11 protein-coding genes are annotated in these 12,335 nt (G+C 60.7%); 6 read left to right on the plus strand and 5 right to left on the minus strand.

The genetic code is table 11. The features are described 5' to 3' along the window. Positions 1 to 82: 82 nt before the first annotated feature. Both CGL56_RS09190 and CGL56_RS09195 read left to right on the plus strand, forming a co-directional pair. Positions 83 to 2,545 carry a GDSL-type esterase/lipase family protein gene (locus tag CGL56_RS09190; protein WP_099106245.1) on the plus strand — a complete coding sequence of 821 codons (2,463 nt, stop codon included), beginning with the start codon at positions 83 to 85 and terminating at the stop codon, positions 2,543 to 2,545. 203 nt (positions 2,546 to 2,748) lie between these two features. Then, positions 2,749 to 3,837, plus strand: a complete 1,089-nt coding sequence (locus tag CGL56_RS09195; protein WP_099106246.1) for a CgeB family protein — start codon at positions 2,749 to 2,751, stop codon at positions 3,835 to 3,837. Here the strand turns inward: CGL56_RS09195 and yaaA are convergent. From yaaA to rseP, 3 genes are read right to left on the minus strand one after another with little or no spacing between them, the layout of a single operon-like run. Next, the gene (yaaA, locus tag CGL56_RS09200; protein ID WP_099106247.1) at positions 3,834 to 4,586 is read right to left on the minus strand and encodes a peroxide stress protein YaaA; all 753 of its coding nucleotides are present in this window, start codon (positions 4,584 to 4,586) and stop codon (positions 3,834 to 3,836) included. The genes CGL56_RS09195 and yaaA overlap by 4 nt on opposite strands. Before the next feature lie 3 nt (positions 4,587 to 4,589). Beyond that, positions 4,590 to 5,096, minus strand: a complete 507-nt coding sequence (locus tag CGL56_RS09205) for an iron-sulfur cluster co-chaperone HscB C-terminal domain-containing protein (RefSeq protein ID WP_099106248.1) — start codon at positions 5,094 to 5,096, stop codon at positions 4,590 to 4,592. Positions 5,097 to 5,098: 2 nt separating this feature from the next. Further along, positions 5,099 to 6,442, minus strand: a complete 1,344-nt coding sequence (gene rseP, locus CGL56_RS09210) for an RIP metalloprotease RseP (protein ID WP_099106249.1) — start codon at positions 6,440 to 6,442, stop codon at positions 5,099 to 5,101. 285 nt (positions 6,443 to 6,727) lie between these two features. On the opposite strand from rseP, the gene CGL56_RS09215 reads away from it, so the two are divergent. Genes CGL56_RS09215 through CGL56_RS09230 form a run of 4 tightly spaced genes read left to right on the plus strand, consistent with a single transcriptional unit; the run spans position 6,728 to position 10,770 of the window. Next, positions 6,728 to 7,579, plus strand: a complete 852-nt coding sequence (locus CGL56_RS09215) for a prephenate dehydratase (protein WP_099106250.1) — start codon at positions 6,728 to 6,730, stop codon at positions 7,577 to 7,579. A 6-nt stretch (positions 7,580 to 7,585) separates the two neighbouring features. Then, positions 7,586 to 8,794 carry a pyridoxal phosphate-dependent aminotransferase gene (locus CGL56_RS09220; RefSeq protein ID WP_187305577.1) on the plus strand — a complete coding sequence of 403 codons (1,209 nt, stop codon included), beginning with the start codon at positions 7,586 to 7,588 and terminating at the stop codon, positions 8,792 to 8,794. Beyond that, positions 8,791 to 9,633, plus strand: a complete 843-nt coding sequence (locus CGL56_RS09225) for a prephenate dehydrogenase (RefSeq protein ID WP_099106251.1) — start codon at positions 8,791 to 8,793, stop codon at positions 9,631 to 9,633. The genes CGL56_RS09220 and CGL56_RS09225 overlap by 4 nt, the downstream gene beginning before the upstream one ends. 57 nt (positions 9,634 to 9,690) lie before the next feature. After that, the gene (locus CGL56_RS09230) at positions 9,691 to 10,770 is read left to right on the plus strand and encodes a chorismate mutase (protein WP_099106252.1); all 1,080 of its coding nucleotides are present in this window, start codon (positions 9,691 to 9,693) and stop codon (positions 10,768 to 10,770) included. A 90-nt stretch (positions 10,771 to 10,860) separates the two neighbouring features. Here CGL56_RS09230 and CGL56_RS09235 read toward each other — a convergent pair whose 3' ends face one another. Together CGL56_RS09235 and ychF are read right to left on the minus strand one after the other, a co-directional pair. Further along, positions 10,861 to 11,160 (minus strand): putative quinol monooxygenase, encoded by a 300-nt coding sequence (locus CGL56_RS09235; protein ID WP_099106253.1) that lies wholly within the window; start codon positions 11,158 to 11,160, stop codon positions 10,861 to 10,863. Positions 11,161 to 11,230: 70 nt separating this feature from the next. After that, positions 11,231 to 12,328, minus strand: a complete 1,098-nt coding sequence (gene ychF / locus CGL56_RS09240) for a redox-regulated ATPase YchF (protein WP_099106254.1) — start codon at positions 12,326 to 12,328, stop codon at positions 11,231 to 11,233. Between the last annotated feature and the right edge of the window lie 7 nt (positions 12,329 to 12,335).

Consider the following 12,335-nt stretch of genomic DNA (forward strand, 5'->3'; position numbering starts at 1 on the left):
GAATAGAATTTCCATTATTGGGGGTTTGGGTTTTCTTTGTGGAGCGCATTGCCGCATCTCTTTCTCTAAACCATTACCCGCTATGAATAAACCCTCTACACATTATTGGGCCCTGATCCTGCTGCTCTGTCTGGGGTGGCTGCCCCGATCGGTTTCCGCCCAGGACAAGGATACCCTCCTGATCGACTTTGGCTCGGTTTCCTCGCCCGCCCCCTGGAACAACCTGGATGACTTCACCAGTGGCAGCATCGCTTCCCTGCTGAACGCCCGCTCGCTGCCTACGGCCTACGGAATTACCGTGACCGACGCCTTCACCGGCGTCAATACGGCCGGAAGCCAGGATGCGGATCCCTCGCTTGGATTTCCCGCCACGGCTACCGGCGACAGCTTCTTTGGCAACACCGGCACCTTCAACGGCGCGGTTGAGCCCACCGGCGCCGTTACACTCAATGGCCTGCAGGCGGACAAGGAATACACCCTTACCATATTTGCCTCCCGGAACAATACCTCCGATACCCGGGAAGCTACCTATACCGCCCAGGGTCTAACCACGGAAACGGTCAGCCTTAACGCTTCCAACAACACCGCCACCGTAGTGCGGATGACGCTGAAGCCGGCTGCGGATGGGACCATCATCCTGCAGGCCGGTCCGGGAGCCAACAACGACAACTCCACCGGTTTCTACTACCTCGGGGCTTTGATGGTGAGCTACGACAAGGAGGATACCCCGCCGCCCCCGCCACCTCCACCCAGCGGTCCGGATGAACTCGATACCGTACTTGTGGATTTCGGTGGTTCGACCCTGAGTCCCGCGCCCTGGAACAACATCACGGATCCCCAGGCCGGAGCGATTGCAGACCTGCAGAATTCAAGCGGCCTGCAGACCGGCTACGGCATCAACATCTTCGACCCCTTCAACAACATCAACACCAACGGTACCCAGAACCCGAATCCCGACCTCGATTTCCCCGCTACGGCCACCGGCGACAGCTTCTTCGGCAACGTAACGGAATTCGGCGGGCGTACGGAGCCCACCGCCGGGGTTGAGCTCACGGGCCTGAACCCCGACAAGATGTACACCCTCGAGTTGTTTGCCTCGCGGAGTGCCAGCGACAACCGGGAAACCCGCTTTGTCATCGACGGTGCAACCCGGGATACGACGTTGCTGGATGTGGCCTCCAACGCCGATAGCGTAGCTGTCTCCACGGTGCAACCCCAACCCGACGGCACCATCCAGATCACCATTGGCCCGGGACCGAATAATACCAATAGCTCCGGCTTCTACTACCTGGGTGTGCTGCGCATGACCTACGCCAACGAAGCGGCCGCCGGTGGATCCTCCCTTACGCTGACCGCACCAAATGGCGGAGAGTTCTGGCAGGCCGGGAAGTCACCTTCCATTACCTGGGAATCCCGCAACCTTACCTCCGTTATCCTGGAATACTCCCTGAATAACGGCCAGGAATGGACGACCATTGATACCGTGCCGGCGTTTAACGAAGCTTATGAGTGGACGGTGCCCAATGCACCGACGGACTCCGCCCTGGTACGCATCCTGGCGGATACCCTCTTCGACGTCAGCGACGCGGTGTTCGAAATCTCCTCCGACACCACCACCTGCGAGATCGTCGTACTGGGCTCCTCCACCGCGGAAGGAACCGGCGCCTCCACTCCCGACAGCGCCTGGGTGGCCCGCTATGCCGAGTACTTGTCCCGCGATACCCGTTACGAGGTGATCAACCTGGCCCGGGGAGGCTATACCACCTACCACATCCTGCCCAATGGGGCCGAGGTGCCGGCCGGGGTGAACATCAGCCCTGATCCGTTGCGGAACGTGACCCGGGCGTTGACTTACAACCCCTTCGCCATCATCATCAACATGCCCTCCAACGACGCGGCCCGCAACTTCCCGGTGGAGGACCAGCTGGCCAACTTCGCCACCGTGGTGGAAGAGGCCCGCAACGCAGGCGTGGAAGTATGGGTGGCCACCACCCAGCCCCGCAACTTCACCAATACCGCCCAGGTGGAACTGCAGCGGGAGGTCCGGGATTCCATCTTCTCGATCTACGGAGAGCGTGCCATTGACTTCTGGACCGGCGTAGCCGATGAAAACGGCTTCATCATCGACAGCCTGGACAGTGGTGACGGCGTCCACCTGACCGATGCGGGCCACCGGCTGCTCTTCGAACGCGTGCGTGCACTGGGACTGGATACCTTCGACTGCTCGGGTACCACCAGCCTGGTTCCAAGCCCTGCCACCCCCCTGGCCGGTGTATCGGTATACCCCAACCCCAGCAGCGGCGGGCAACTCTTCGTTGAGTTCCCGGCCGGAGTGTCCGGTGCGGTGGAGGTTCGCCTCATTGACCTGCTGGGCCGCGAACGCTTCCGGACCCAGGGATTCGTTTCCGCCGGCCACCGCAACCGCATGGAAATCGCTACCGATCAGCTCAAGGCGGCCGGTCGGGGTGAGTACTTCATTTGCGTGGTCACTGCATTGCAGGATGGTGACCTGCGCCGGAAAGCATTCGGAGTGATGATTCGCTGACCGTAAGGGCGCCCGGCGTAAGGAAGCGAAAGCACTGGTGGCTGCATCTCCTGATGGGGGTGTCGCCACCAGTGTTTAGGGAGGGTAGGAGAGCGGTGGCTATCCCGGAGCGGGCCGATATTTTCCGTTGTTGAACCGAGATTTAAAGGAATCCTAACGGGAGAAATGGGGACCCGCCGCCGGGACGTGCGTACCTTGCTCGCGTGAATTTTCCCGAACAGACCCTGGACCTTGTAATCATCGGGCGGCCGATCCTGAGCAGTCACGTAAACCCGACTGCCCACCTCTACCGTGGCCTCATCAATGAGCTCTCCCACCACGGCCACCGGACCACCTACCTGGAGCCACAGGACCGTCTGGGACGGGCGCCCCGCGACATGTTCAAGTCGCCCTACTGCGAGGTCTGGTCCTACGAAAACCTCGACACCCTGCTGCGGGAATATTTGCCGGCAATCGCTTCGGCCGACCTGGTCATGCTCGGCTCCGGAGTAGCCGGGGCAGACCGCATTGCCCGCTGGCTGGCCAATGAAGCCCGGGGCATCAAGCTCTACTACGACACCGACCTGAGCCTCACCCTCCGCGGGCTGGAAACCGGAACGCCCAGTCCCTGCACCCTCTCCCGGGAATCCATGTCTGCCTTCGATATTTACCTGTCCACCACCGGGGGGCCGGCCCTGAACCGCCTGGAGGAGGAGTTTGGGGTCAAGTGTGCCCGTCCCCTGTACGAGAGCATCGATCCCTTCTCCTTTTACCGGATGGACATCGAAAAGACCTACGACCTGGGCTTCATCGGCTCATTCAAGCCGGAACGGAAAGAGCTGCTGGACAACCTCCTGCTGGCCCCCGCCGGCATGACGCCAAACCGCCGCTTCGTACTGGCCGGGGAGGGGTACCCGGTTGATGCCGACTGGCCGGATAACCTCACTTACGTGGAGCACCTTCCGGAAACGAACCGGGTGGACTTTTACAACCGCCAAGCCTGTACCCTCATCCTTGGGCAGAGCAACCGCCGGCAGTTCGGCTATACGCCCACCATTCAGTTGCTGGCGGCTGCCGCTTGCGGGGTGCCCATCCTGACTGACCCCTGGGATGGCCTGGAGCTCTTTTTCGAGGACAAGCTGGAGCTGTTCTGCGTGGAGCAGGAGCACCACGTCCTGGATGTGCTCTACGGCACGGACGAGGCCACCAAACGCAAGGTCGGGGCCCGGGCCCGCGAGCGGGTGCTATCCTGCCACACTACCGCCCAGCGCGCCCAACAATTGTTGGGCTATTGGGAGGAAATTGCCGATTAGCCGCGGACGTACACCCAGTCGTTCTCCGTACTCAGGTCTTCGCGGTAGACGTAGTCGTTCACTACCAGATCCTTCAGGGGGTCGGCCGTGCGGATCCCTTCCAGAGTAATGAGGCGGGCCATCCGTCCGCGGGCGCGCTTGGCGTTGAAGGCGATGACGCGGTGCTTGTCCCCGTGGGGCTCCTTGAAGTGGATGTTCAGGATCCGGCCGTCAACGTGCTCAGGCCGAACGCTGCGGAAATACTCCTGGCTGGCCAGGTTAAGCACCAGGCCGCTGCCTTCCTCCGCCAGGTCGGCATTGAGGAGTTGGGTGATCTTGTCGCCCCAGAAGGCGTAGAGGTTTTTGCCGCGCTTGGTGGACAATCGGGTGCCCATTTCCAGGCGGTAGGGCTGCATCAGGTCGGCGGGGCGCAGGATGCCGTAAAGTCCCGAGAGGATCCGGATTTGCTGGTTGGCAAAGGCGAATTCCCGGTCGCTGAAGTCGTCGGCTTCTAGGTCCTGGTACACGTCGCCCCGGAAGGCCAGCAGGGCAGCCTTGCCTACGGCTTCCTCGGCGAAGGACTGATAGCGCTCATAGTTAAGTTCCGCGAGCTTGTCACTGATGGACATCAGTTTACCAAGCTTGCGGGCCGACTGCCGCTGCAGGGTGCGTACCAGCTCGTGGGTATCGGCGAGCATGCGGGGAGCCGTGCCACCGGCCCCGGCCGGCGACATATCCAGCGTCTTGGCTGGAGAAAGAAGGATTAACATGGGTTAAATCTTTTCACGCAGACGGAGGAGGTACCGCCGCTTGAGGTAGTAGTCTTTGAGCTGCTCCAACTCCTGTGGGCTGACGGTTTCGTCGTCGTAGGATTCCAGAATTGGGGCAACTTCCCGGTCCAGATCGGCCTCCAGCTGATCGATCAGGCCGGTGACCTTAAGCCGCACGCTGGGGTCGTCTTCGAATTCCAGCTCCATCAGGGCCTCGTTCACCTCCATGATTTCCAGCAGGAAGTCCTGGGGTACCTGGTTGCTGCCTTCTTCCCCCAGCACGCCCTTCACTTCCAGGAGGTGCTTCAGCCGCAGGTCGTCGTCGGCCAGCACCTTGTAGGCCTGGTTGTTCAGGGTACTCTTTTCCAGCACTTCCTGTTGGGCTTCCTCATCCTTCAAGGTGTGGAAGTCGGGGTGGAACCGCTTGGAATTGGCATAAAAGCTGCGCTTCAGGGCAGCTTGGTCAACCCTGGGGGAGGGCCGCAGCCCGAAAAAACTGAAATAATTCATGCTTAATTGTTGATCCAGCGCCAGATGTCGAGTCCGTTGGCGAGTACCACCAGGCCGAGTACGATGACAAAGCCGACCATGGTGGCCCGTTCCATGAACTTGTCGCTGGGCTTGCGACCCGTAACTACTTCATAAAGCAGGAACATCACGTGGCCACCGTCGAGGGCGGGGATGGGCAGCAGGTTCATAAACGCGAGGATCAGCGACAGGGAGGCGGTCATGTACCAGAAACGCTCCCAGTTCCAGGTGCTGCCGAACATGGAGCCGATGCTGGCGAACCCGCCGAGGCTCTCGGTGACCTTGATGTTGCCGGCGAACATCTGTCCGAAGGCCTTGAACTGGTCACTGAGGAAACTGACGCCCTGGTTGACGCCGGCGGGCAGGGATTCCACGAACCCGTATTCCTGCCGCTCGGTCTTGTAGAAGTAATCGGGGGGAGCAACGGCCACGCCGATGCGTCCCTCCTCGGTAAGGGTGAGGGGAACCTCCTTGATGGTTTCGCTGTCCTTCGGCTGGATGCCCAGGGTAACGGTTTGTCCTTTCTGCCGCTGGATGATTTCGGTAAACTGGTCAAAGTAGGGGGTGGGGGTACCATCCACGCTCACGACCCGGTCCTCTTTCTGTAGGCCGGCGGCTTCGGCCGGGCCACCCGGGGCCACGTCGGCCACCACCAGGGGCATGCGCATGGTGAAGAGGCGGGCGTTCTTGTTTTCGTACCGCGTAAGCAGGTCGGTCCACTTGGGATCGACGTCCACGATTACCGTTTCGCCGCCGCGGTTCACCTCAATGTCGCGGGCGTTGTTGATCGCGATCTCCCGCAGGACGATGCGGTCGTTGAAGCGCTCGAAGGGCACCTGGCCCACCCGCAGGATGTGGTCGCCGCTTTCGAGGCCGATCTCCTGTCCGAGGCTGTCGGCGGCAATGCCGGCGGTGATGTTTTCCGCGGGGAAGTACTCCTCCCCGTAGGCGAAGAGCACCATGGCATAAATGAAGAAACCGAGGAAGAAATTCACCGTAACCCCGCCCAGCATGATGATGAGGCGTTGCCAGGCCGGCTTGGACCGGAACTCCCAGGGCTGGGGCTCCTGTTCCATCTGGTCGGTGTCGAAGCTTTCGTCGATCATCCCGCTGATCTTGACGTAGCCGCCGAGGGGCAGCCACCCAACTCCGTACTCCGTTTCCCCGATCTGCTTCTTGAACAGGCTGAAGCCGGGGTCGAAAAACAGGTAGAATTTTTCCACCCGCGTGCCAAAGAGGCGAGCCGGAAGGAAGTGGCCGAATTCGTGCAGCACGATCAAAATGGAAAGGCTCAGGACCAACTGCCCAACGGTAATCAATGTATCCATGCGGTAAAGTTAGAACCCGGTAGTTTAAACGCCGACCGGGTCAATTAGTAACGACCGGGAAAGGCGATGGTTGAGCAACCACTAATCCGCCGTAGTTGCCAGAACAACATTTTGTGTTTCAAAAACAAGGCCGTAGGTTTGTGTCATCATGACGAAAAGCACTTTCTATTTCTGGTTTAGCTTTTACTGCCTACGCGAGTAGGGGGGCGCTGAACGTACCAATAGAAAGTTACAGCAATGGCGGTCCCCCACATCCGGGAGCCGCTTTTTTTATTCCATCTGCCTATGCATCCTACTACCGCCCTTCGGCAAATACGCGTCAGCATCCAGGGCTACGCGGGCGCCTTCCACGAAGCCGCCGCCCGCATCCACTTCCGGGAACGGGAGGTGGTCACCGTGTCCGGCCACACCTTCTCCGAAGTGGTGAAACAGGTGGAGCAGGAGCAGAGCGACGTGGCCCTGATGGCCATCGAAAATACCCTGGCCGGCAGCCTGATGGAGAATTACGACCTCCTGCAGCGGTCCAACCTGCGCATCACCGGGGAAGTCTACCTGCGCATCCGCCAGAACCTGATGGCCCTGCCCGGCGTAGCCATCGAGGAGCTGCGGGAGGTGTACTCCCATCCCATTGCCCTGATGCAGGTGCGGGAGTTCTTCAAGGCTTGGCCAAAAATCAAACTGGTGGAGTCGGCCGACACCGCCCTGAGCGCCCGCCACGTCAAGGAAACCGCCGACCGTACCCGCGGCGCGGTGGCCCACTCCCTGGCCGCCCAGCTGTACGGACTGGACATCCTGGCCCCCGGCATCGAAACCAACAAGCTGAACCACACCCGCTTCCTGGTGCTCGAACGGGGCCGCGACGTCAGCGAAGACGCCGGCGACAAGGTCAGTTTGAGCTTTTCGGTCAGCCACGAATCCGGCAGTCTCTCGCGCGTACTCATGGTCCTGGATGCCTACAAGATCAACCTCACCAAGATCCAGAGTACCCCCATCATCGGTCGGCCGTGGCAGTACCGCTTCTACGTCGATTTCATGCTGAATGGTTCCATCACGGTGGCCGAAGCCCTGGCGGGCATCCAGCCCATCACCCAGGAACTCCGCGTACTGGGCATTTACCAGGCGGGCGAAAAACCCTGAAGACTTATGACCCCCCAAACGACCTTTTCACCCATCCTGCCGGAGAGCAACCGCCTCGGTGAGACCCAGGAGTACTACTTCAGCAAGAAGCTGCGGGAGATCGCCGAGCTGCGTGCACAGGGACAGGACATCCTGAACCTGGGCATCGGCAGCCCCGACCTGCCACCCGCGCCGGAAGTGCTCGAGGCCCTAACTGCCAGTGCCCGCCGCCCCGACACCCACGGCTACCAGCCCTACGTGGGGCGGCCCGAACTGCGCGCGGCCTTCGCCCGCTGGTATGCTACCTTCTTTGGCGTGGAGCTGGACCCCAACCGGGAACTCCTGCCCCTGATGGGCTCCAAAGAGGGCATCATGCACATCAGCATGTCCTTCCTGAATGCCGGCGACGAGGTACTCGTGCCCGACCCCGGCTATCCCACCTATCGCTCGGCCACCGAGCTGGCCGGTGGGGTAGTGCGCAGCTACGCCTTGAGCGAGACAAAAGGCTGGCTACCAGATTTGGACGCCCTGGAGGCTGAAGGACTGGACAAGGTCAAGATCATGTGGATCAACTATCCCCACATGCCCACCGGCGCGGCCGCTCCCCCGGAGTTCTTTTACCGTTTGGTCGACTTCGCCCGCCGCAACCGCATCCTCCTGGTAAACGACAACCCCTATGCTTTCATTCTCACCGATTCCGTGCAGAGCATCCTGTCCGTTCCCGGTGCCCGCGAGGTGGCCCTGGAGCTTTCCAGCCTGAGCAAGGCCCAGAACATGGCCGGCTGGCGGGTGGGCGTACTGGCCGGCGCCGAAGCCTACCTGAAGACCGTCCTGCGGTTCAAGTCGAATATGGACAGCGGCATGTTCCTGCCCGTACAGGAGGCCGCAACGGTGGCCCTGGGACTGGGGCGGGAGTGGTACGACCGCCTCAACGCTACTTACCGCGAGCGGCGGGAGGTGGCCTTCCGGATCATGGACACCCTGGGTTGCAGCTACCGCCGTGATCAGGTAGGGCTGTTTGTCTGGGCGAAGTGCCCCGGCGGCATCGACGGATACGGCACCTGCGACCGCGCCCTATACGAAAATCAGGTATTCATCACCCCCGGCGGCATTTTCGGACCTGCCGGCGACGAATACGTGCGCATCAGTCTTTGCAGCCCGGTCCCGGTACTGGAAGAAGCCCTTTCCCGACTGGGCGGCGGCGCGCGGGTGCCCGAACAAAGCCCACAGCCATGACGGTAGGAATCATCGGAATTGGACTGATCGGCGGCTCCCTGGCCATCAGCTTGAAGGAGAGCGGCATGGAGGTGCGGGTCATCGGTATGGACGCCAGCCAGGAGAACCTGGACAAGGCGGTACGTCGCCGGCTCATCGACGAGGATGCCCCCCTGGAAACCGGTGTTCCCCGCTGCGACGTCCTCGTACTAGCCACGCCCATGGACGCCATGCTGGACCTGCTGCCCCGACTGCTGGACATGGTAGGCCCCCAGCAGACCATACTCGACGTGGGCTCCACCAAGGAAACCCTGCTGACCGGCGTCAAGCACCATCCCCGGCGGGGTAGATTCGTAGCCTGCCATCCCATGGCCGGCACGGAATTCAGCGGCCCGGAAGCGGCGGTACCCAACCTGTTCAGCGGCAAGACCTGCGTACTCGTGGATACCCAGGACAGCGATGCCGACGCCGTAGACGTGGCCAAGCGGGTATTCGCCACCGCGGGCATGACTTTCACCCACCTCGACAGCCGCGCCCACGACCTGCACTGCGCCTACGTGAGCCACATCTCCCACATCGCCAGCTTCGCCCTGGCCCTGACGGTACTGGAGAAGGAAAAGGACGAACAGCGGATTTTCGAGCTGGCCAGCTCGGGCTTCGGCTCCACCGTGCGGCTGGCCAAGAGTTCTCCGGATATGTGGGTGCCGATCTTCCGGCAAAACCGGGATCACGTGCTTGACGTACTGGACGAGCACATCGAACAGCTGTCCCGCTTCCGTACCCAACTCATAAAGCGTGACTTCGACGGCTTCCACGAACGGATCCGTCACGCCAATCAAATCACAAAAATCCTGACTTGAACCGATGGTGTAATCGGTATGTCATATCACAATCAATAACAGCTAAATAGATTTATCATGGACATGAAGATTGATAAGGTCATTCCGCCCACGCCCGGCCGCGGTATCGTAATTGCCGGTCCCTGCAGCGCCGAAACCGAAGGGCAGGTGATGCAGTGCGCCAAGGACCTGGCCAAGCTCAACCAGGTGGACCTGTTCCGTTCCGGCATCTGGAAGCCCCGCACCCGCCCCGGCAGTTTCGAGGGGGTAGGCAAGGAGGGACTTTCCTGGCTGAAGCGCGTAAAAGAAGAAACCGGCCTGAAAACCACGACCGAAGTGGCCAACGCCAGTCACGTATACGACTGTCTGAAAGCGGGCATTGACGTAGTCTGGCTCGGTGCCCGTACCACGGTCAACCCCTTCAGCGTACAGGAGGTAGCCGACGCCCTGAACGGTACCGACATCCCCGTCCTCATCAAGAACCCGATCAACCCAGACCTGGGACTGTGGATCGGAGCCGTGGAGCGAATCTACAAGGCGGGCATCACCCGCATCGGACTCATCCACCGTGGCTTCAGCTACCACGGGGAAACCATCTACCGCAACGTACCGCGCTGGCAGATGGCCATCGAGATGAAGCGCCGCTTCCCCGATCTCCAGATGGTGGTCGACAACAGCCACATTTGCGGTCGCCGCGACCTGCTGGCCGAAGTGGCCCAGGAAGCCCTTAACCTGAACTACGACGGCGTGATGACGGAAGTCCACCCCCGTCCCGACGAAGCCTGGTCCGACGCTGCCCAGCAGATCACCCCCGCCGCTTTCGGCGAACTGCTCGATGGGCTCCGGCTGCGCAAACCCACCGCCGACGAGGTTGAGATGGAACGCCTCACGGAGCTGCGCCGCCAGATCGACGAAATCGACAGCGACCTGATCGGCATGCTAGGACGCCGCATGAAACTTGCCGACAAGATTGGTGAATTCAAGGCCGAACGCAACATCGCCGTCCTCCAGGAAAGCCGTTGGGAAGAAGTCCTCAAGGAGTCCAGTAAACGCGGAAAGGTCCACGGGCTCAGCGAGGAATTCATGATCAGCTACCTGCGCGCTATCCACCAGGAAAGCATTGATCACCAGGATGCTATCGTGAATAAGGTAAAGTAGGAGTTTAGTGCTTTAGTCAGTTAGTTCTTTAGGGGATGCTAATTAGTGTTGCCCTAAAGGACTAACGGCCTAAAGGACTAACGGCCTAAATCACTCCATCCCACAAAGCAAATCAGCCTCCATCACGTCGGGTTCCCGTTTCCAGACCTTGCTGATCTTGGTGTGGAAGGCGTTGTGCTCGTCGTCGTTGACGTGGTCTTCGAAGTAGCGGTACTCCTCCCAGCACTCCATCGTAGCGAATTTGGCGGGGTTCTCGCGGTCGCGGATGAGGTAGAAGAAGAGGCAACCGGGCTTGGCGCGGCTGGCTTTGGCGTGTTCCCGGAAAATCGGGGCGAAATTGTCCGCGTCGTTCAGCTCGAACTGGGCAATGAGGTAGAGTTGCTTGGCCATAGGTACTGGGGTTTACCCCGTCGTAACGGCAAGTTACGGGTGGGGTTTAACCACGATAGGCTAATACCGTTTAGACGTTGAAGCGGAAGTGCATCACATCGCCGTCCTGGACTACGTATTCCTTTCCCTCGACGTTCAGCTTACCGTTGTCGCGGGCGCCGGCTTCACTGCCGAAGGCTACGAAATCCTCGTAGTGGATGACTTCTGCGCGGATGAATCCCTTTTCGAAGTCGGTGTGGATCACGCCGGCGGCGCCAGGAGCCTTGGTGCCGCGGTGGATCGTCCAGGCGCGGACCTCCTTCTCCCCGGCGGTGAAGTAGGTAATCAGGTCGAGCAGCTCGTAGCTGGCGCGGATCACCTTGTTGACGCCCGGCTCGGTCAGGCCCATCTCTTCGATGAATTCAGCCCGTTCCTCCTTGGTTTCCAGCTCGGCGATGTCGGCTTCGATGCTGGCGGAGATCAGGATCACCTCGGCGTTCTCTTCGGCTACGGCCGCGCGGAAGGCCCGGGTATGTTCGTTGCCATCGTCGATGCTGTCGATGTCGACGTTGCAGACGTAAAGGATGGGTTTGCTGGTAAGCAGCAGGAGGTCCTTGACGACCGCCTCGCCCTCCTCGGAGGTTTCGAAGCTGCGGGCGGGCTTCTCGCTTTCCAGGTGGGCGAGCAGGGCTTCTCCGACTTCTACGATGCGCTTGGCGTCCTTGTCGCCGCTCTTGGCCGTGCGGCGGAACTTGTCGACGCGCTTCTCTACCGTCTCGATGTCCTTGAGGATGAGTTCGGTGTCGATGATCATTTTGTCGCGGACGGGGTCCACGTTACCGTCGACGTGAACGACGTTGTCGTCTTCAAAGCAGCGTACCACGTGCAGAATGGCGTCGGTTTCCCGGATGTTACCGAGAAACTGGTTGCCGAGGCCTTCGCCCTTGCTGGCGCCCTTGATGAGGCCGGCAATGTCGACGATGTCTACCGTGGTGGGGATCACCTTCTGGGGGTTGACCAGCTCTTCGAGCTTGTCCAGCCGCGGATCGGGTACGGTAATGACGCCCAGGTTCGGGTCCTTGGTGGCGAAGGGGTAGTTAGCGGCCAGTGCCTTGGCTGAGGTCAGCGCATTGAAAAGGGTCGATTTCCCTACGTTCGGCAGGCCAACGATACCACACTTGAGTCCCATAAATTCA

This window comes from Neolewinella marina (assembly GCF_002631205.1).
GTDB classification, from domain to species: domain Bacteria; phylum Bacteroidota; class Bacteroidia; order Chitinophagales; family Saprospiraceae; genus Neolewinella; species Neolewinella marina.

Bases quoted from the DNA above. Each gene is read 5' to 3' on its own strand.
- CGL56_RS09190 (WP_099106245.1), top strand. From the start codon at position 83: ATGAATAAACCCTCTACACATTATTGGGCCCTGATCCTGCTGCTCTGT.
- yaaA (WP_099106247.1), bottom strand. From the start codon at position 4,586: ATGTTAATCCTTCTTTCTCCAGCCAAGACGCTGGATATGTCGCCGGCC.
- CGL56_RS09205 (WP_099106248.1), bottom strand. From the start codon at position 5,096: ATGAATTATTTCAGTTTTTTCGGGCTGCGGCCCTCCCCCAGGGTTGAC.
- rseP (WP_099106249.1), bottom strand. From the start codon at position 6,442: ATGGATACATTGATTACCGTTGGGCAGTTGGTCCTGAGCCTTTCCATT.
- CGL56_RS09215 (WP_099106250.1), top strand. From the start codon at position 6,728: ATGCATCCTACTACCGCCCTTCGGCAAATACGCGTCAGCATCCAGGGC.
- CGL56_RS09220 (WP_187305577.1), top strand. From the start codon at position 7,586: ATGACCCCCCAAACGACCTTTTCACCCATCCTGCCGGAGAGCAACCGC.
- CGL56_RS09225 (WP_099106251.1), top strand. From the start codon at position 8,791: ATGACGGTAGGAATCATCGGAATTGGACTGATCGGCGGCTCCCTGGCC.
- CGL56_RS09230 (WP_099106252.1), top strand. From the start codon at position 9,691: ATGGACATGAAGATTGATAAGGTCATTCCGCCCACGCCCGGCCGCGGT.
- CGL56_RS09235 (WP_099106253.1), bottom strand. From the start codon at position 11,160: ATGGCCAAGCAACTCTACCTCATTGCCCAGTTCGAGCTGAACGACGCG.
- ychF (WP_099106254.1), bottom strand. From the start codon at position 12,328: ATGGGACTCAAGTGTGGTATCGTTGGCCTGCCGAACGTAGGGAAATCG.